Origin of the sequence: Streptomyces sp. NPDC088746 (genome assembly GCF_044751065.1) — a bacterium.
GTDB lineage: Bacteria > Actinomycetota > Actinomycetes > Streptomycetales > Streptomycetaceae > Streptomyces.
The window spans coordinates 281099-301212 of record NZ_JBIVLA010000010.1; the positions used below are offsets into that span (position 1 = coordinate 281099).

Below are 20114 nucleotides of genomic sequence, written 5' to 3' on the forward strand. Positions count from 1 at the left end.
TGCGCCCACGTGGCGTCCAATCAGCCTGCCCCCGAGGCCCCGTCATCCTTCAGGGCCGACAGCCTCGGTCACGAGGACAGGACTTGGGAGGAATGGAACCCCACCGAGGAGTCCATCCGTCCCGTACGCGGCCGGCACCGCGTGGCCAAGCAGCGCGGTCTCGCCCGTAGCTCCACCGTCCTCGGCGTCGGCGTCATCGCGGCCGTCGGAGCGGGTGGCATGGCCACCGCCCAGAGCAAGCCGCCGGTCTCCATTTCTCTTCCCGATTCCATCGCGGACAATCTCCCTGACGCCAAGTCCCTTCCCGGCGTGGGTGCGTTCATGTCCGGCGACACCGACGCGGACCACGAGACGGTCGCCGCGTCCGCCCCGCTGACGAGCGCGGGCATCACCGCCGCCGAGGCCGAGCAGGGCACCACCGACGCGGGTGAGGCGCTCCGCGCGCGCATCCTCCAGCAGGCCGAGCAGCAGCAGGCCGGAGCCGAGGCCGAGGCCAAGGCGGCGGAGGAGCAGGCGGCGGCCGAGGCGGCCGCGGCCGAGGCGGCGAAGCAGCAGAGCGAGGCGGAGGCGAAGGCCGCCGCGAAGAAGAAGGCGGCCGAAGAGGCGGCGAAGAAGAAGGCCGAGGCCGAGCGCCTCGCCAAGCTCGCCGCCAGCTACGCCGTTCCGACCTCCTCGTACACCATCACCTCGACCTACGGGCAGTCCGGTTCTATGTGGTCGTCCGGCCACCACACCGGCCTGGACTTCGCGGCTCCTACCGGCACGCCGGTCAAGGCCGTGCACAGCGGCACCGTGAAGTCGGCCGGCTGGTCCGGCTCGTACGGCTACCGCACGGTCCTGGAGCTCGATGACGGCACGGAGATCTGGTACTGCCACCAGTCCTCGATGGACGTCACCGCCGGACAGAAGGTCACCACGGGCGAGACCATCGGCCGCGTCGGCGCCACCGGCAACGTGACCGGACCGCACCTCCACCTGGAGGTCCACACCCCGGACGGCACCGGCATCGACCCGATGGGCTGGCTGAGCAGCAAGGGTCTCTCGATCTGATCCCGCTCGCAGACCGGCTCCTCCCGCTCGGAGACCGGCTTTTCCCGATCGGACCGGCTGACCGGTCCCGCTGACCGGTTTCGCTGACCGGTTTCGTTCGGTCACCGGCCGATCCTGGTCGGGCCGGCTGACCGACCCCGTTCGGACGCCGGCGCCGCACGCGGCGCACCGGAACCCCGACGGCCCTGACGCACCACCCCCCGACGTCAGGGCCGTCGGTCTGTCCGGGCCCTAAACGGAATAGTCGCCTCAGTCGGATCGTTGTCGCCGGGTATGACTTCTCTGCGCCCGCTCGGTTCCTCGAGCCTCCAGGTCTTCCCCCTCGCCCTCGGCGGCAACGTCTTCGGCTGGACGGCCGACGAGGACCGCACCTTCGCCGTTCTCGACGCGTACGTGGCGGCCGGAGGCAACTTCATCGACACCGCCGACTCCTACTCCGCCTGGGTCCCGGGCAACGAGGGCGGTGAGTCGGAGACCCTCATCGGCAAGTGGCTGGCGGCCCGCTCCCGCCGCGACGATGTCGTCATCGCCACGAAGGTCGGCGCCCATCCCGCGTACAAGGGCCTCTCGCCCACCACGATCAAGGCGGCGGCCGAGGCGTCCCTGCGCCGGCTCGGCACCGACCACATCGACCTCTACTACACGCACTTCGACGACGAGAGCGTCCCCGTCGAGGAGATCATCACCGCGCTCGACCAGCTGGTGAAGGCGGGCACGGTCCGGGAGATCGCCGCCTCCAACATCAGCCCCGAGCGGCTCCAGGCCTCCCTGGACTTCTCCGAGCGCGAGGGCCTCGCCCGCTACGTCGCGCTGCAGCCGCACTACAACCTCGTCTCGCGCGACACCTACGAGGGCGCGCTCCAGGACACGGCGGCCGCTTCCGGTCTCGCCGCCGTCCCGTACTTCGCGCTCGCCGCGGGTTTCCTCACCGGCAAGTACCGGGCGGGCGCCTCGGTCGAGAGCGCGCGGGCCGAGGGTGCGGCCAAGCACCTGGAGACCGAGCGCGGGCGCAAGGTGCTCGCGGCGCTCGACAGGATCGCCCAGGAGCACGGTGCGGAGATCGCCACCGTGGCCCTCGCCTGGCTGGCCTCGCGGCCGACCGTGACCGCGCCCATCGCCTCCGCGCGTACGGTCGAGCAGCTGCCGGCGCTGGTGGCGGTGGCGGAACTCCGGCTGACCGACCGGGAGCTGGCGGAGCTGACCGAGGCGTCCGCCTAGGACGGACCGGCGGGGCGCCCGCCTAGGACGGACCGGCGGGGCGCCCGCCGTCCTCCAGGTACGGGTTGTGGCCGCCGTAGTGCCGGTGCGGTGCGGGGAGGTGCTGCGGCGGGCCGCCGTACGGGAACTGACGGGGGAACGGCGGCGGGGCCTGCGGGCGGAAGGTGCGTAGCCGCCCCGTCGCGTGGGCCGCGTACGTCAGAGCCGGCGCCGCGGTCTCCCGGCGCTGCCACAGATGGTGCAGCAACTCCTGCTCGCGGAGGGCGAAGTCGGGGCCCGCGCCGTCATGGCGTGCCCTCCGGCGCAGCATGGCCAGGGACGTGGCGAACGACTCGTACTCCGCGACGGCGCGGGCCGCGGCCCTGCCCCGGGCGCGGTCCGGGTGGCTGTTCCAGTGCCTGGCCATGTCGCGGGCCATGCCCCGCGCCCGCATCGAGGCCAGTGCGAGCGGCTCGGCGGGGGTCAGCCAGCCGGCCGCCGCGTACACCGGCAGCTCGGTGGAGAGCGTGCGCAGCTCCCGCTGGCGTGACCAGACCGCCAGCCAGGTCACCAGCCCGAAGCACGGCACCATGAACGCGCCGTACACCGCGTAGAAGCCGTACGGCCCGAAGGCCGACGAGCCGTTCCACAGGGCGTGCATGCCCATGGCGAGGGTGAGCCCGAGCAGGGGCAGGACGACCCGGCGCACCCGGTGGCGCGAGCCGCCGAGCGCCGCGATGCCGAAGCCGATGCCGGAGAGCACGGTGAACAAGGGGTGCGCGAACGGCGACATGACCACGCGGACGAAGAACGTCCCCGCCGTCACCGAGGCGAAGCCCGTGGTCCCCATCTGCTGGTCCTCGCCGAAGGCGTTGCCCAGGTAGAGGATGTTCTCGGTGAAGGCGAAGCCGGTCGCGGTGAACCCGGCGACCACGATGCCGTCGACGATCCCGCCGAACTGCCGTCTGCGGAAGAGGAAGATCAGCAGGACCGCGATGGCCTTCGCGCTCTCCTCGACGACCGGGGCGACGACCGTGGCCCCGAGGGTGTCGGCGCCCGCCGGGTCCGCGGTGGCCGTCGCTATCCACCGGGTCGCGAAGGAGTTGGCGATGATCGCCACGAGGGCGGCGGCGCACGCGCCCCAGGAGAACGCGAACAGCAGGTTCCGCCAGGGGCCCGGCTCGACCCGGTCGAGCCAGCGGAACGCCGCCATCAGCAGCGGCACGGGCAGCACGGCCAGCCCCAGCCCCACCAGGAAGCCCTCGGTGCCCGTCTGCCGGCGCACCAGGGCCAGGATCACCAGACCGCAGAGCGCGAGCACCGTGATCAGCGCACCGGCGCGGAACGCCTTGCTGCGCCAGACCATGCCGACGCGGCGGGGCCGGTAACGCCACTGGCCTCGCTCCGGGACGGCGCCCAGGAACTCGTCGAGCTTCTGCTCCTCGAGAACCGGGACGTCCGGCTGCTGGTGCTGCACGGACCCCTGGTACACCCGACGACCCTAACGAGGGTCACTGACACCTGGCCATGCCGCCGTGGCCGAGAGGGCGGTGCGTGGCTGATCAGCGACGGGTGAACAGCACGTCGTGCACGACGTGGCCCTTGTCCAGGCCCTGGCCCTCGAAGCGGGTCAGCGGCCGGAACGCGGGCCGCGGCGCGTAGCCGCCGTCTGCCTGGGTGTTCTCGAACAGGGGGTGGGCCGTCAGGACTTCCAGCATCTGCTCCGCGTACGGCTCCCAGTCCGTCGCGCAGTGGACGAGCGCGCCCGGCTTCAGCCGTCGCGCCACCAGGTCGAGGAACTCCGGCTGGATCAGCCGCCTCTTGTGGTGCCGCTTCTTGGGCCACGGATCGGGGAAATACACCCGGAGCCCGTCCAGAGCGGCAGGCTCCAGCATCTCGCGGAGCAGGATGATCGCGTCGCCGTTGGCGACACGGACGTTGGACACCCCGGCCCGGTCCGCGAGACCCAGCAGGTTGCCCTGGCCGGGGGTGTGGACGTCGACGGCCAGGATCCCGGTGCCGGGGTCGTCGGCCGCCATCTGCGCCGTCGCCTCGCCCATGCCGAAGCCGATCTCCAGGACCACCGGGAGGCCGTCGAACAGCGTGGGGAGGTCGAGGACGCCCTTGCCGTCGATGTCCAGGCCCCACTTGGGCCACAGCCGCTGGAGGGCGTCCTCCTGGCCGGCGGTCACCCGGCTGCGGCGGGGCTGGAAGCTGCGGATCCGGCGCTCGTGGTGCGAGCCCGCCGGGTCGGCGGCCGGGCCGCCGGGGAAGCGGGGCTCCTGGCGCAGCCTGCGCTGTCGCTCGAAGGAGGCGGCGCGCCGCTCCGCGGCGTCCGCGTCCGGCGTGGCACCGGGGCCGGTCTCCGGCGTGGCGCCGGGCGTCTCCGCGGCGGCGCCGGGCGTCTCTGGGGTGGGGTTCAGGGGCTCAGACACAATGACCCGATTCTACGGCGGGAGGCGCCCACCCCGTCGCGCGAGCCCGCAGCAGGGCCCGTCGCGCCACCTCCCTCCCGATGGGCAGGGACGCGGTCGCGGCGGGGGACGGGGCGTTCAGCACGTGCACGGTGTGCGGGGCGTCCCGGATCAGGAAGTCGTCCACCAGCGTGCCGTCCCGCAGGACCGCCTGGGCCCTGACCCCGGCCGGGGAGGGCCGCAGATCGGCCTCCGTCACCTCCGGCAGCAGCCGCTGCACGGCCCGGGTGAACGCGCTCTTCGACAGGGATCTGTGCACCTCGCCCGCCCCGTACCGCCAGTGGCGCCGGGCGATCCGCCAGGAGCCGGGCCAGGCCAGGGTGGCGGCCAGCTCGCGCGGGTGGACGACCGCCCGGCCGTATCCCTCGCGGGCCAGGGCCGGCACGGCGTTCGGGCCGACGTGGACCGTGCCGTCGACGCCCCGGGTCAGATGGACCCCGAGGAAGGGGAACGCCGGGTCCGGGACCGGATAGACCAGCCCCCGCACCAGCTCCGGCCTGGCCAGCTCGTAGTACTCCCCGCGGAACGGCACGATGCGCGCGCCCGGATCGTCGCCCGCGAGACGCGCCACCCGGTCGCTGTGCAGTCCCGCGCAGTTGACCAGCACACGGGCCCTGACCACCTGGCCGTCGGCCGTGCGCACCGCGACACCCCAGGGGCGCCGGTCGACGGCGACGACCTCCGCGCCGTAACGGATCCGGCCGCCCGAGGCGCTCACCTCGGCGGCGAACCGGACGGCGACCGCGGTGAAGTCGCACACCCCCGTCGTCCCCACCCGGATCGCCGCGAGGCCGCGCACCCGTGGCTCGTACTCCGCGATCTGGGCGGGGCCGAGCTCCCGGACCGGCAGGCCGTGGGCCCGTCCGCGCTGCACCAGGGCGTGCAGCCGGGGCAGCTCTCCCCTGTCGGTCGCGACGATCAGCTTGCCCGTCACCGCGTGGGCGATGTCGTGCTCCGCGCAGAAGTCCACCAGCTCGGCGGCGCCCCGCACCGCGTAGCGCGCCTTGAGCGAGCCCGGCGCGTAGTAGATGCCGCTGTGGATCACCCCGCTGTTGCGTCCCGTCTGGTGCTTGGCCGGGCCCCACTCCTTCTCCAGCACCGTGACCCTGGTCCCGGGCGCGGTGCGCGTGATCGCGTACGCGGTCGACAGACCGACGATTCCGCCACCGATCACCAGCACATCGCAGTCGTACGCCGCGTGCGTCATCATCACGCCACCTCCCACCCCGATAGTGCACTGACCCACTGACAACGGGCTCAAACCAGGGAAGGCGTCTGCGTGGCGGGACGTTTCTCCCCCGGGCCTTCCCCGGACCCGCCCCGGGCCTTCTCCGGATCCGGCGAAACCGGGGCGTACCGGTGGAGCCCCGGGGCCCCGCCCGGGAAGGGCCTGTGCCGGGGCGACAGGCCTATGCGGGGGCGACGAGGAGCGGACGGGCCCGTTCCCGCAGCTCGGCCACGCGGGGCTCGTCCCCGTACGGCTCCAGGCGGTGCAGCAGGTCGCGTACGTACTCGGTGGTGCGCGCCGAGGAGATGCGTCCGGCCACCTCCACCGCCCGCGTCCCGGCCGCGCAGGCGGCGTCGAGGTTGCCCGACTCCAGCTCGGCGACCGCGGACACGACGAGCCGCAGTCCGTGGGAGCGGACGAACTCGTCGGTGGGTTTCGACAGGGCCTGCTCGGTGAAGCGCCGCACCTGACGGGGCGCCTTGAGGTCGCGGTAGCACTCGGCGGCGTCGGCGGCGAACCTGTCGTACGAGTAGAACCCGAGCCACGCGGGGTCGGAGTCGCCGGCCCGGGAGCGCTCCAGCCAGCTCTCGGCGGCGCGGAGAGCGGCCCCCGCGGCCGGTGCGTCGCCGGCCTTCGCGTGGGCGCGCGCCTCCACGAGCCGGAAGAAGCTCATGGTCCGCGCGGTGGCGAGCCCGCGGTTGCGCTCGACGGCGGCCTGCGCGAGGTCGACCCCCTCGTCGGCGAAGCCCCGGTAGGTCGCCTGGAGGGACATCGACGCCAGGACGTATCCGCCCAGCGGCACGTCGGCGGCGGCACGGGCCAGGCGCAGCGCCTGGATGTAGTAGCGCTGGGCGGCCTCCTGCTGGCCGGTGTCGAAGGCCATCCACCCGGCGAGCCTGGTCAGCTCGGCCGAGGCGCCGAAGAGCGCCCTGCCCACCTCGTCGCTGTACGAGCCCAGCAGGAGCGGGGCGGCGTCGACCCGTAAGCACTCCGGGACCATGGAGGAACGCCAGTCGCCGCCGCCGTACTTGGAGTCCCACCGGCGCGCGTCCTGGGCTGCCTCGCGCAGCTTGGTCACGTCGCTGTGGCCGACGCGCAGCAGCGGACCGTCGGCGGCGGTGTCCGGGCCGGGCTGGACGGGCACGCCGGACTGCGCGCCGGGTGCGCCCTCCGTGCCGAGGATCGCGGCCTGCGCGGCGGTCGGGTCCCGTGCGACCGACGGATCGGCGGGGGTTATGAGCCAGCGGGACGCGGGGGTCGCATAGGCGCTCACGGCGAAGGAACCCGCCAGCGACTGCCAGATCCCTCCGCCGCCCCGTCGGCCCGCCAGATCCAGCCGGTACAGATCCGTCGCCGAGCGGACCGCCTCACCCACGTCGCGGGGGAAGGCGAGACCGACCTCCGGCGCCGGATCGGCGTCGGCGAGCCCGATCTCGTGCAGCGGGACGGGACGGCCGAGTTTGGCCCCTATCGCCGCCGCGATGAGATGGGGCGCGGCACCCTGCGGCACCATGCCCTTGGCGACCCACCGGGCCACCGACGTCTTGTCGTAACGAAGTGTCAGCCCGCGCTGTGCTCCGAGGTCGTTGACCCGCCGGGCGAGCCCGGCGTTGCTGATTCCCGCGAGGGCGAGAACCGTGCCGAGCTTCTCGTTCGGCCCGCGTTGCTCCCTGGACATGCGCCACCCCTCGACACACAGACGGCCGCCGCGTCACCGTGAGGCGCGCGGCATTCGTACCGTGTTCTCCCCAGGGACGGTCCCGGGCACTCCGGCCGCACACGCATTTGGCCGAGCCCCGTGGAATATGCCGCCCTGCTGAGAACATCGGTAAACCCAGCGTAGTTCGCCGCATCCCCACCGTTAAGGGGCAGACCTCCGTATGGCGGGAATGTTGTCCGTGCGGTGCGGGGCGTGGGTGCCGTGCTCCTGATGTGTGGCCGTGCGCCCGGCCGTGCGCTCTGGTCCGGCCGTTGCGCAAGCGCTTCGATGGATCCTGCGTGGGTCGGCCCGCTGAACTGGACTCGGCGGGCTGGGGGAGACCGCCGCCCCAATCCCCGCGGGCGGCGAACCGGTCCGGGAGGTGACGAACACCTCCCGGACTGTGCGCCGCACGGGCGGGGTTCGGAGAAGCGGTCGTGCGGGCCGGCGCACCGGGGGGATGCGCCGGCCCGCACGTCGCCGCACCTCGGACCGTGGTCCGGGGCGGAGCCGTGGGCCCCCGGGAGACCCGAGAACGGCCCCCGGGTGGGCCGTGCGGTGTGCGCCCTCGGCGCGCTGTCCTGAGCGAAACACCCGGTTCCGTCGCGAGCCGAGAATGGCCGAATAGCGCCGGTCGGGCGGGGCGTGACGAAGCCGCCCGACTATGGCCGGATCGCGTCTGTTCCGCGTCCCTGCCGGGGCGGGGGCGGCACTCGGGGCCGGGCGCCGCAACTCCTGGAGCATCCGCTTGCGTTGTGGGGCGCCGGGTGGAGCCGTGGCCAGGCTCTTGCCAGGGGCGCATGCGCATCCGGTGTGCGCCGCCCGTACCCCCTCCAGGGCGCCGTTGTCGTGGCAGCATGTCCCGCAACGGCGTTCCCATGTCCTGGTACGCCGGTTCGTCCACAGCCTGTGGAGGCGGCGATGCGTTGGTTGGTGGGGTGGAGCAGTATCGCCGCGAGCTTCGGCACCGTGGGCGCGGTCGGCCACCACGGGGACGGGCGTACCGTCCAGCCGGTGGGTTCCCAACTCCTGTGGGGGGACCCGGATCCGCTCTGGGCCGTGGGGGACTGGCGTCCTGACGAGATCCGCATCATCACGGCCGCGACCCCCGAGGGGGCGCCCACCACCCGCCTCGCCGTCCTCGGCTGCTGCGGGGCCACCGACGAACAGCTCCGCGTCGGGCTGCTGGCCGCCCGTGGCGGGGCGCTGCGGCATCTCACCGCCTGGTCCGGCAGTTACACGGCCGTCGTGCAGATCGGCCGCCGCATCACCGTCGCCGGAGACCTCGCCGGGGCCCGGCCCGTCTTCCACACGCCCTGGGCCAACGGCACCGCGTACGCCACCGCCGCCCTCCCGCTCGCCGACCTCATCGAGGCTCAGCTGGACATCGGCCACCTCGCCGCGCTGCTGGCCTGCCCCGAGACACCGGAGGCGCTGGGCGACGGCACACCGTACGCGGGAGTGAAGCGGATCCCGCCCGGGCACGCGCTGATCCTCCGCGAGGGCTCGCGCGAGATCACCGGGTACGAGGCGGTGGCCTCGCTGGCCGTGGCGGCCGCCCAGACCGATCCGGTGAGCGCCGTCGAAGGTGTGCGGGACGCGCTCGTCGACGCCGTACGGGCACGGCTCACGGCCCCCCGCCACGCCCCGGAGACCATGCCGCCCGACCCCGGGCCCGTCCCCGGCATGGGGCCCGCCGAACGCCGTGCGGCCCGTGGGGCGCCCGTACCCGGCATCGGCGCGGACCTCTCCGGGGGCAGCGCCTCCGCCACGCTCGCCCTGCTGGCCGCGGGGCTGCCCGGGCTGCCGGGCACCGTACTGGGCCACGGCACGGGGGCGGGGGAACGGCTCCTCGCCGTCACCTTCAACGACCTGTCCACGCAGGGCCGCGAGGACGAGCTGGAGCGCGCCCGGGTCATCGCGGCCAACCCCCGGCTGCACCATGTGGTCGTGGCGGCGGGCGAGGAGGCCCTGCCGTACGCGTCCCTGGAGAGCGGCCCCCTCACCGACGAGCCCGCCCCGTCCCTCGTCGTCGCCGAACGCCACCGCCGCCGGCTGGCCGCGGGCAGCGCGGACCACTTCGTCGGCCACGGCGCCCGTCAGGTCCTGGACGCCCATCCGGCGCGGCTCGCCGACCTCCTCATGGACCGGCGCAGACGTCACCTGCTGCGGCCCGTCGCCGCGCTCGCCAGGGCCGAAGGGCCCTCCACGCACTCCCTGTTCGTGCCGCTGGCCGTCTACCGGGCCGCCCGCAGGCTTGCCCGTACGTCGTACCGCACCGGGCTCGAGACGGCGGCGTCCCTGCTGCCCGACGCCAATCGTGACGCCCCCGACCTCGACACCCCGGCCGACGCCTCGCTCGCCTCCCTCACCTGGTCCCGGCCGGGGCCGGCCGCGCGCTGGCTCACCGGGGAGGCGCTCGCGGAAGTATCGGTTCGCCTCCAGGAGGCGGCCATCCGGCCCGCCTCGGTCCAGCGCCCGGGGGAGGCCAGGGCCCGAGCGGCGCTGGCCCGGCACGCGGCCGACCAGCGGATCCTGGAGCAGGCCGCGGAGATCCGCAGCCAGCGGTTGCACGCCCCCTTCCTCGACAACCAGGTCGTGCGGGCCGCCCGCGCCCTCCCGGAATCGCTGCGGGTCCAGCCGGGCGCCCGCGCCGCGATCCTGCGCCGGGTCCTCGCGGGCGCCGGTATCCACGACCTGCCGCCCGGCTGGGGAACGCCGTCACAGGCCACCTCGAACGCCGCCGGACGCATCGGCCTGCGTGCCGCCCTGCCGGATCTCATCGCCCTCTTCGACGCCCCGCTGCTGGCCGACGCCGGGCTGATCGAGGCACGCGTCGTGCGCAAGGCACTGCGCGCGGCCTCCGAGGGCGAGCCGCTTCCCCTGGACGGCCTGGCCGAGCTGGCGTCCACGGAACTCTGGCTCCGCCGTCTGGTCACCCGCCGGGGCACCTGCTGGACCGGCACGGCGGCCCCGCGGCAGCGAGCGGTGGCGGGCGGCGTCGTCCCGGCCCGCCGCACCCTGCAGCCCTGAGGGCACTTCACCCGCGCCCGCCGGGGACACAATGAGCAGGTGCGGTATCCGATCCTGGGCGTCACCGGGGCGCGCTACGAGCGGGAGAGCGCCCTGGGGCTCGGACTGACACCGGACGACGTCCTCGGCCTCCTGACCGCCGAGGCCGCCGAGGGGCTCAGCCGCAGCTGATGCGCGACTGCGCCCAGTCGGCCAGCGCGACCCCGCCGAGCGGCCCCGACGGCTCCACGACGAGCCGGATGGTCTCCCGGCCCGCGATGCCGACGCTCACCGGTACGGCGGGCTCACCGCCCCGCAGCACCGGGGACTGCCACAGCGGCGTCCCGTCGTCGTCACGTACGGAGAAGCGCACGGCGCCGATCCCCAGGGTCAGGTCGTCGACCCCGGCCATCGCCTCGTAGCGGGTGCACGCCCGGTTGAGCTGGACGGCGACCGAGGAGGTGGAGGGGGCGGTCACCCCGTGGGCGTACGTCGTGGAGGCGATCGACAGCCCGTTGCGCTGCCAGAACACACCGCTGCTCCGGCCGAGCAGGATCTCGGGGCCCGTGTGATCGCCGGTGAGGGAGTACGCCAGCTCGTTGACCTGGTAGACCTCCGGCGCGGGCGGCGGCGGTTCCTTCGGGGCGGAGGGGGCCGGGGTGGGCGTGGGCGTGGGGGCCGGTGTCGGCTTCTTCTCAGGGGGCGGCGTCGGTGTCGGCGGCGTGGGAGTCGGCGTCGGGGTGGGCTCCGGGGCGGGAGGTGCCGCGGGCGCCGGTGCGGCGGGCGGGGCCGGCGGCTGCGGGCTCGGTGTCGGCTCCGGCGGGGGAGTGGGGGCGGCGGGTGCCGCGACCGGCGGCTTGGCCACCGGCTTCTCCTCCGGCGCGGGCCGGTCCTCGCCGACCAGGGCCCACACGAGACCGGCGGCGGCCACCGCGGCCACCGCGGCCGCGATTCCCGCCTTCAGCGGAGCGCCGAGGCCTTCCGAGGCGGCGCCGCCCGCCGTGCCTCCTCCGGAGGACGCACCGCCCGTGGCAGCGGCGGCTCCCGTGCCGGCCGCCCCCGCCGCGCCGCCCGCCACGATGCCGGCCGCCTTGAGCGAATAGCCCGCGGCGAACCAGCCGATGACGGCGACGGGAAGCAGCGCCGGGATGCCCGCGTTCACACGGTCCAGCTCACCGGCGGCGACCCGGCACTTCGCGCACTCGTCCAGATGCTTGCGCAGCCCGCGCTCCGCCCGGGTCCGGAGGCCGCCCCGGGCATGGGCGCCGAGCCGGTCGGCGTACCGGGCGCAGTCGCCGCCCGCTGTCAGCGACTGGCTCACATGGGCCTGCAGATAGGCCTGCTTGAGCCCTTCACGGGCCCGGACGGCAAGCACCGCGGTGGCATTGGCCGTCAGGCCGAAGAGGGGGGCGACCTCGCTCGGCGACTCCTCCTCCACGGTGGTGTGCCACAACACGGCCTGCCAGCGCTCCGGCAGACTGCGGAACGCCTGCATGGCCATCGACCGGTCCGCCTCGTGCATGGCCAGCACATCGGCGCCGAGGTCGAGGGTGTCGGTCTCCGACAGCTCGGCGGAGCGGGTGGCCTGCGCGGCGAACACCGCGAAGTCGTCGACGAGATGCTCGCGCTTCGCGCTCCTGGTCCACGCCGCGGCGACATGGCGGACAGCCGTCATGAGGTAGGCGCGGACGGCTTCCTCCGGCCCCTTCCCACCGCGCACCGCCTGCAGCGTCCGGGCGAACACCTCGGCCGTCAGGTCGTCGGCGGTGTGCGCGTCCCGGCAGCACGTACGGGCGTAGCGCCGCACCGCACCGGAGTGGCGCCGGAAGAGCTCCTCGTACGCCTGGTCGTCACCGGCGCGCATGCCCTGGATCAACAGCGCGTCGGAGGGGCCGAGATCGGCCGAGCCGGCGCGCCCCTCGCGCTGCAGAGGGACCGCGTACGCGGTATCGGTCTCCGCGACGGGCCCTGGCGGCGTGCCGTCATCGGCGGGCGCCGGCGGCCACGGACCGGGCAGCACGGTGCCGCCACCCTCCTTGTTCGCGGCGGCGATACCGTCGGACGGTTCTTCCTGCTGCGCTTCACCGCTCATCGCGGAAGCCCCCGTAATACACCTGCGGACCCGAATACCGGGGCAACAGTGCCACAGAGCCACGCGGCGACGAACCCTGAAGCGGGAGCAACCACTCGTCCGGGGTGTCTTCCCCTGCCCCGGGGGTGACATGGCCCCGACGGGGCAGGAGCAACGCCCCCCGCCCGCCCAGGTGTCGGCCGCCCGGGAGCGTGCCCCATGGCCCGCCGGCCCGCCGGCCCGCCGGCCCGCCGGCCTGCCGGTGCGGCCGCACGGTGTGCCTACGGGTGGTCGCGCCCACGGGCAGCCGCGCCCACGGGCAGCCGCGCCCACGCGGTGGTCGCGCGGCGCACCCGCGTCCGAGCGTCTACGCCGGGCGGGAGCGGAGCCCCTCCAGCAGGATGTCCAGCAGCCTGGCCGAAGCGGCGGCCTGGTGCGCGGGGTCCGGCAGAGCCGGAGCCGCTGTGGCGATGACCAGCAGCACATCGCCCACCGTCACATCGCCCCGCAGCTCACCCGACTCACGGGCCCGGTCCACCAGCCTGCCCACGACCTCGAGCAGCTCGGCCGCCCCGGGGTCGTCGCCGAGCCCCTCCTCGCCCGCGGAGTGCCCGCCGGCCACCTGGAAGCCGGGCTGTGCCACTCCCTGCCGCTGATGGGGGACGCGCGTCTCGCCGTCGGCCGCACCGGGGCCCGGTATCTGGGCCTCCTCGTGCTCCGCCCCGACGCGCAGCACCTGCGGCGGCAGCAGCCGGCCCGCGCCCGACGCCACCGAGGTGCGCAGGAAGCGGGAGAGCGCCGACCACGGCTCGTCCTCGTGGCCGAGGGCCGAGCGCGCCTGATCGGTCAGCCGCGCCGTCTCCTCCTCGGCTATCCGGCGCACCAGCACGTCCTTGCTCGGGAAACGCCGGTAGACCGTACCGACGCCCACCCGTGCGCGGCGCGCCACGTCCTCCATCGGTGCGCCGTAACCCAGCTCGCCGAACACCTCACGCGCGGCACGCAGGACGTGCTCGAGATTGCGCTGTGCGTCCACGCGGAGCGGCGCGGAACGGGCCGTGCCGCCCGTCGCTCCCGCCCCCGCGACCGTACCGACCGCCCCCACGGGGCTCAGCCGCCCGTGGTCCTCACTGGAAGAGGTGACAGCGCTCGGCCCATGCAAATCCTGAATGTGCATAACTTCCCCCGGTTATGACGTCTCCCCCCGGAGACTTCCCCGCCGTATCAGCCGGCGTGTGGACCTAGGTCCGAATCCGACACCCCGACGGGGTACGAACATAGTTGAGCCCGGGTCAATTCAGAAGGGGGTAGTTCCGCACGGAGCGCCCCCCGATCGGAGCAAGGACCGGTTGGACCCTGATTCAACCCCTGCGGACCCGCCCTGCCGCCGCATCTGACCTGCGCAACTCCGGAAACGGGCAGAGGCAGGGAGCCGCCCGGTGATCGAAGAGCTCCGGTCACACAATTTGCCGGGCCTGTGGACAAACACCGGACTCCGTTGCGTCATGGGAAGGTGATGGCACCAGATTCCCGGGGGACACCCCCCGGCACCCGGCCAAGTGTGCGCATTCTCGTCGTCGGCGGCGGCTACGTCGGGATGTACACCGCGCTGCGTCTCCAGCGGAAGCTGCGACAGAGACTGAAAAGCGGCGAGGCCGAGATCGTGGTGGTCACGCCCGAGCCCTACATGACGTATCAGCCCTTCCTGCCGGAGGCCGCCGCGGGTTCGATCTCGCCGCGCCACGTCGTCGTGCCCCTGCGCCGGGTCCTGAAGAACTGCACGATCGTCATCGGCGAGGCGGAACGCGTCGACCACGCCAAGCGCACCGTGACGGTCACGACGCTCGCCACCGGCGAGGACGGCACCGGCGCCCTCGAGATCCCGTACGACGAGATCGTCCTCGCGCCCGGATCCGTGTCACGCACCCTGCCGGTCCCCGGCCTCGCCGATTTCGGCATCGGCTTCAAGACCGTCGAGGAGGCCATCGGACTCCGGAACCACGTCATCGAACAGATGGACATCGCCTCCGCCACCCGGGACCCCGCCATCCGCGACGCGGCGCTCACCTTCGTCTTCGTCGGCGGCGGGTACGCCGGTGTGGAGGCGCTCGCGGAGCTCGAGGACATGGCCCGCTACACCTCGCGGTACTACCACAACATCAAGCCCTCGGACCTGCGGTGGATCCTGGTCGAGGCGACCGGGCGGATCCTCCCCGAGGTCGGCGAGGCGATGGGCAAGTACGCCGTCAGGGAACTGCGGGGCCGCAACATCGACGTACGGCTCGACACCCGTCTGGACAGTTGCGAAGGCCGTGTCGCCGTCCTCAGCGACGGCTCCCGCTTCCCCACCCGCACCCTGGTGTGGACCGCGGGCGTCAAACCCGCCCCGATCCTCGCGGCCACCGACCTCCCGCTCACGGAGCGCGGCCGCATCCGCTGCACCACCACGCTCTCGGTCGACGGCACCGAGCACGCCTGGGCCGCCGGTGACGCGGCGGCCGTCCCCGACCTCACCTCGTCCGAGCCCGGCACCGACACCGCGCCGAACGCCCAGCACGCGGTGCGTCAGGCCAAGGTCCTCGCGGACAACATCGTGGCCACGCTCGCCGGCCGGCCGGCCGAGGACTACCGGCACTCGTACGCGGGCTCCGTCGCCTCGCTCGGCCTGCACAAAGGCGTGGCCCACGTCTACGGGCGCAAGCTCAAGGGCTATCCGGCCTGGCTGATGCACCGCGTCTACCACCTCAGCCGCGTACCCACGTTCAACCGGAAGGCGCGTGTCCTTGCCGAGTGGACCCTGGCCGGACTCTTCAAACGAGAGATCGTCTCCCTCGGCTCGCTCGAACACCCGCGCGCGGAGTTCGCCCTCGCGGCCCGGGGACACGCGCACCCGGGGCCTCCCGGAGACACCCCGCCGAAGAACGGCAGGCCACCGGACACGTCCGGCTGATCCGCGGTTCCCCGCGCACCGCGACGCCCCGGGAGGGGCCGTAATTCAGCGGATGGACCGACTGCCGTTCGGCAACTGTCAGTACGGTCGGTCACACTGGGCGTGTGACCATAGGTGGGCTCACACCTGCACAGAGTTACTCGGCAGGCAGTCACCTACAGTGACCGGCAGCGAAGACCACCAGCACGAAGAGGCCCGGCCGCGCGTTCCCGGAAGCCGGGCCCCGGCGCCCCGACCCGGCATGCGAGCCGGCAGGGGACCACCGGCCACAGGACCAGCAGAAGAAGCAGCTCGCCCGAGCGGACCAGACCGACACACGAGGCCAGAAATTCCGTGAACTTCACGCGCTGGAGCGCCCGCATTCCCGGAACGCAGCGTCGAGCCGCCGCGCGGGACGACCACAGTTCCGTACCCGCCGCCCGCGCCGAATCCGTACGGCCGAAGACCGCGGTCACTCCGCCGGACGACACCTCGGAAGCCCCCGTCCCCGCCACGGGTCCCTCCCTGGAAGCCCTGTCGGCAGGCGAGCTCCTCGGAAGGCTCCCGGCCCCCGTCGCGCTGCTCCACGGCCCCGAGCACCGCATCACCTACGTCAACCCCGCCTACACCTCGGCCTTCGGCCCACGCCCCTGCGGCGCACCCGCGGCCGAGGCCATGCCCGAGCTGGGCGAGCTCAGCCTGCTGCCCCTCATGGACCAGGTCCTGCGCAGCGGCACTCCGCGTACGGTCAAGTCCCGCAAGGTCCTGGCGGGCAGCTCCTACACGGTGACCTGTACCCCCGTGGCCGTCGGTGCCCCGGAAGGACCTGACGGGGAGGCGGGCGTCCTCGTCTACGCCACCGATGTCACCGACCACGCGGAGGCGGCGGAGAGACTCCGCGCCAGCGAGCGCCGCCACCGTGAAACCGCAGTCACCCTCCAGCGCTCCCTGCTCCCGCAGGACCTCGAACAGCCGGACGACCTGCGCATCGCCGCCACCTATCAGCCGGGCGGCACGGACGCGGCGGTCGGCGGCGACTGGTACGACGTCATCACCCTGGGCGCCGGCCGCACCGCGCTCGTCATCGGCGACGTGATGGGGCGCGGTGTGCGGGCCGCCGCCGTCATGGGCCAGCTGCGCACCGCCGTCCGCGCCTACGCGCGCCTCGACCTTCCGCCGCACGAGGTGCTCCAGCTCCTCGACGTGCTCGCCGCCGAGATCGACGCCAGCCAGATCGCCACCTGCGCCTACGCCGTCCACGACCCCAACGAGGGGCACCTCGTCTACGCCTCCGCCGGACACCTCCCGATCCTCGTGTGCGACGAGGACGGCACGGTCCACCGCGCCGAGGACCCGACAGGGCCGCCGCTCGGTACGGGAGGTACGGGAGGTTGGGTCCACACCTCGGGGACGATCCCCCTGCCGCCCGGCTCGACGGCCGTGCTCTACACGGACGGTCTGGTCGAACGCCGTAGCGAGGACATCGACGAGGGCGTGGCCGCCCTGGAGCGCGCCCTGTCGGGCGCCAAGGGATCGCCCCAGGTGGTCTGCGACCGGCTCATCCGCTCCCTGGGCGTCACCGCGGAGCACGACGACGACGTGGCGGTCCTCGTGGTCCAGCACCCCGCCCGCACGGGAGCGAGCGCGGAGCTCTTCCACAACGCCTCGCTCGAACTGCTCGGCGGCATCGAGGCGGCTCCCAGGGCCCGCGCCTTCGCCACAGGGGTCCTGACGTCCTGGCGCTTCCCCGTTGCCCTCTGCGACCTGGGGGTCCTCGCCGCGAGCGAGCTCGTGGCGAACTCCCTCCAGCACGGCACCCCGCCCATGCGCCTCGGCCTGCGCCGGACGGACCGCCGCCTGATCATCGAGGTGACGGACGGGGACGACCACCTGCCGCGGCGCCGCCGCGCCGAACCCGCCGACGAGGCGGGACGGGGCATCTCCATCGTGGCGACGATCGCCACGTCCTGGGGCAGTCGCCGCACCCCGGGCGGCGGCAAGGCCGTCTGGTGCGAATTCGCGCTCCCGGACTGACCCCGGCTCAGCGCACGACGGGTGCGGTGACCGGCTCGCTCTCCGGCAGCGACACGGCGACCACCCGGGACGGCACCGTCGCGAGCGACGGGTTGTCCTGCACGGGAGTGAGCTGACGGCCCAGCCTGAGCGCCAGCACGGTGATGCCCAGCGAGAACAGCACGAAGGTCACGATGTACGGCCCGTGCAGCGCGGCCCCCATGGGACCGCCCACGGCGGGCCCGACGGCCAGGGCCAACTGCTTCACCAGGGCGAACGCCGAGTTGTACTGACCGACCATGGCCTCCGGCGCCAGATCCGCGACGAGCGGTGCCACTGTCGGCGACAGCATCGACTCACCCAGCCCGAACAGGGCGTACGTCGAGATCATCGCGGCCGTCGCCATGGTCTGGCTGCCGTGCCCGAGGCCCGCGTACCCCGCCACGATCCAGGCGAAGGCCCAGATCAGACCGACCCACGCGATGACCCTGCTGCGCCGCCGCCGTTCCACGAGACGGAGCACGACGAACTGTGCGACGACGATGACCGCGGTGTTGGCGGCCAGCGCGATCCCCAGGGTGGACGGGTCGATCCCGGCGGCCTCGGTCCCGTAGGCGGCGAGGCCGGACTCGAACTGTCCGTAGCAGGCGAAGAAGATCACGAAGCCCAGGACGCACAGCTGCACCATGGCCCTGTGCGAGAGCAGTACCCGCAGTCCCGCCTTGGGCGCCGTGCCGTCGGCGGGCACCGCCTCCGCGAGGGAGGGGGAACGCGGCATGCGCACCGTTGCCGCGACTACGCCGAGCACCACGAACATCGCGGCCTCGATGAAGAAGAGCAGGGTGAAGCTCGACGGGCGGTCGACGTCCACGAGCTGCCCGCCCACCAGGCCGCCGATGCCGAGGCCGAGGTTCTGCAGGAAGAACTGCATCGCGAAGGCGCGCGTACGGGTCGAGGAGCTCGAGCACCACACCAGCATCGTCGCGAGGGCCGGCTGCATGACCGCGGTGCCGGCGCCGAGGACCGCTGCGGAGAGCACGGCGGACGTCACACCGTTCGAGACGCCCAGAGCGCAGGCGCCCACGGCGGCCGCGACGGCGGCGACGATCAGCACCGGCAGAGGGCCACGCCGGTCGATGGCCCGCCCGGTGAACGGCAGTACGGCCAGCGCCGCCATGGCGAAGACGGCCAGCACGACACCTGCCGTACCGGCACCGAGATCCCGGACCTGCGCCACGTAGACGTACAGATACGGGACGGTGAACCCGAGGCCGAACGCGCTCAGCGCGCTCCCCACCTGGATCCGCCGCAGCGCTGCACCCATCTCCCTGGTCACACTCACCTACCTCAAGAAACGAATCTTCAGAACACAGACTCGTAGACTTTAACACTAAAGTTAGATGCTGAACTCTTCACACTGAAGGACTTCGATGGCGATGAAGAGCGTGCGATACTGCCCGCCATGTCTGACACCACCGAGCAGCCCGAGCTCCAGGAGCCGAGCCTCGACGAGCAGATCGCCGCCTACCAGCGCGAGTTCCGCGACCTCGACCCGCAGGTCGAGCAGATCGTCTCCGCACTGGGCAGGCTGAACCGCCGGATGAACGTCGCCTACGGCAGACAGGTCGCCGCTCTCGGCATCAGCAACGCCGAGTGGGAGGTCCTCAAGACCCTGGTCCTCTCCGGCACCCCGTACCGGCTGGGCCCGGGAGAGCTCGCCAAGCGCCTCGGGCTCACCCCCGCCGCGATGACCCATCGCATCGACCGCATGGCAGGCGAAGGCCTGGTCACGCGGGACCGGGACGAGAACAACCGGGTGCGCGTCATCGTGGAGCTCACCGACGAGGGCCGTACGAAGTGGCTCGAGGCGATGCGGATGGCCACCACCTTCGAGGAAGACCTCCTCCAGGACCTCTCGGGTGACGAACGCGGAGCTCTGGGCGAGATCCTGATCCGCCTCCTGCGGCGTGTGGAACACGAACAGCCGGACGCCGGCGGCCGGCTCACCGACCTGGACTGACGGTCTGCGGCGGGGCGGCGAGGGGGGCTTGACACGCCTCCCTCGCGTCCGTAAGGTTCTTCGAGTTGTCACGGAGCCGGTACGGTTCTGCGGCAGCCGATCCCGCCGCGAATGCGGCAACCAAACTCAGCACGATCTCCCACCGGGGAGAATTTCGGCATGCCGAAATTCAATTCGAAGGCTCGATTATGAGTCGCCGGGAGAATCCGCTAGAGTTTGAGCGTCGGAACGGCCCGAGGGCCGGGAAGACAAGCCCCGCTGACTGGGAATCAGGCCCGAAAGGATCTGATAGAGTCGGACTCGCCGGAAAGGGAAACGCGAAAGCAAAGAACTGGAAAGCGATTGAGCAGGAACCCGCTTCGGCCGGGAATCGGACACGAAAGAGTCTGATAGAGTCGGAAACGCAAGAACGAAGGGAAGC

General features: G+C 73.1%; 14 protein-coding genes. 7 read left to right on the forward strand and 7 right to left on the reverse strand.

The genetic code is table 11. The annotated features are described in order from the left end of the window. Window positions 1-9 precede the first annotated feature (9 nt). Window positions 10-1050 (forward strand): M23 family metallopeptidase, encoded by a 1041-nt coding sequence (locus tag ACIP63_RS34280; RefSeq protein WP_401523733.1) that lies wholly within the window; start codon window positions 10-12, stop codon window positions 1048-1050. Window positions 1051-1323: 273 nt separating this feature from the next. Then, window positions 1324-2268, forward strand: a complete 945-nt coding sequence (locus tag ACIP63_RS34285; protein WP_401523735.1) for an aldo/keto reductase — start codon at window positions 1324-1326, stop codon at window positions 2266-2268. A 22-nt stretch (window positions 2269-2290) separates the two neighbouring features. Here ACIP63_RS34285 and ACIP63_RS34290 read toward each other — a convergent pair whose 3' ends face one another. The 4 genes from ACIP63_RS34290 to ACIP63_RS34305 form a co-directional block, all read right to left on the reverse strand. After that, the gene (locus ACIP63_RS34290; RefSeq protein ID WP_401523738.1) at window positions 2291-3739 is read right to left on the reverse strand and encodes a PrsW family intramembrane metalloprotease; all 1449 of its coding nucleotides are present in this window, start codon (window positions 3737-3739) and stop codon (window positions 2291-2293) included. A 70-nt stretch (window positions 3740-3809) separates the two neighbouring features. Next, entirely contained in the window at window positions 3810-4682 is an 873-nt protein-coding gene (gene trmB / locus ACIP63_RS34295) for a tRNA (guanosine(46)-N7)-methyltransferase TrmB (protein WP_401523739.1), read from the reverse strand. Next, the gene (gene lhgO / locus ACIP63_RS34300) at window positions 4675-5931 is read right to left on the reverse strand and encodes an L-2-hydroxyglutarate oxidase (protein WP_401523741.1); all 1257 of its coding nucleotides are present in this window, start codon (window positions 5929-5931) and stop codon (window positions 4675-4677) included. The genes trmB and lhgO overlap by 8 nt, the downstream gene beginning before the upstream one ends. Before the next feature lie 199 nt (window positions 5932-6130). Further along, entirely contained in the window at window positions 6131-7627 is a 1497-nt protein-coding gene (locus ACIP63_RS34305) for a sporulation protein (RefSeq protein WP_401523744.1), read from the reverse strand. 942 nt (window positions 7628-8569) lie between these two features. On the opposite strand from ACIP63_RS34305, the gene ACIP63_RS34310 reads away from it, so the two are divergent. Further along, window positions 8570-10681, forward strand: a complete 2112-nt coding sequence (locus tag ACIP63_RS34310; protein WP_401523747.1) for an asparagine synthase-related protein — start codon at window positions 8570-8572, stop codon at window positions 10679-10681. Between the two features lie 39 nt (window positions 10682-10720). Further along, the gene (locus ACIP63_RS34315) at window positions 10721-10852 is read left to right on the forward strand and encodes a hypothetical protein (protein ID WP_401523749.1); all 132 of its coding nucleotides are present in this window, start codon (window positions 10721-10723) and stop codon (window positions 10850-10852) included. Here ACIP63_RS34315 and ACIP63_RS34320 read toward each other — a convergent pair. Together ACIP63_RS34320 and ACIP63_RS34325 are read right to left on the reverse strand one after the other, a co-directional pair. After that, window positions 10839-12752 (reverse strand): sigma-70 family RNA polymerase sigma factor, encoded by a 1914-nt coding sequence (locus tag ACIP63_RS34320; RefSeq protein WP_401523752.1) that lies wholly within the window; start codon window positions 12750-12752, stop codon window positions 10839-10841. The two genes, ACIP63_RS34315 and ACIP63_RS34320, sit on opposite strands and share 14 nt — an antisense overlap. 346 nt (window positions 12753-13098) lie before the next feature. Beyond that, window positions 13099-13908, reverse strand: coding sequence for a TetR/AcrR family transcriptional regulator (locus tag ACIP63_RS34325; protein ID WP_401523755.1), 810 nt, complete (start codon window positions 13906-13908; stop codon window positions 13099-13101). Window positions 13909-14292: 384 nt separating this feature from the next. On the opposite strand from ACIP63_RS34325, the gene ACIP63_RS34330 reads away from it, so the two are divergent. Both ACIP63_RS34330 and ACIP63_RS34335 read left to right on the forward strand, forming a co-directional pair. Next, complete coding sequence (locus ACIP63_RS34330; protein WP_401523758.1) at window positions 14293-15681, forward strand: NAD(P)/FAD-dependent oxidoreductase; 1389 nt, start codon at window positions 14293-14295, stop codon at window positions 15679-15681. Window positions 15682-16014: 333 nt separating this feature from the next. Then, a complete protein-coding gene (locus ACIP63_RS34335; RefSeq protein ID WP_401523760.1) occupies window positions 16015-17694 on the forward strand; it encodes a SpoIIE family protein phosphatase in 1680 nt (559 codons plus the stop codon). Between the two features lie 7 nt (window positions 17695-17701). Here the strand turns inward: ACIP63_RS34335 and ACIP63_RS34340 are convergent, their stop codons facing one another. Further along, window positions 17702-18997, reverse strand: a complete 1296-nt coding sequence (locus ACIP63_RS34340) for an MFS transporter (protein WP_401523792.1) — start codon at window positions 18995-18997, stop codon at window positions 17702-17704. 138 nt (window positions 18998-19135) lie between these two features. Between ACIP63_RS34340 and ACIP63_RS34345 the strand changes: the two genes are divergently transcribed. Continuing rightward, window positions 19136-19693 carry a MarR family winged helix-turn-helix transcriptional regulator gene (locus tag ACIP63_RS34345; protein WP_099173040.1) on the forward strand — a complete coding sequence of 186 codons (558 nt, stop codon included), beginning with the start codon at window positions 19136-19138 and terminating at the stop codon, window positions 19691-19693. Window positions 19694-20114: the final 421 nt, after the last annotated feature.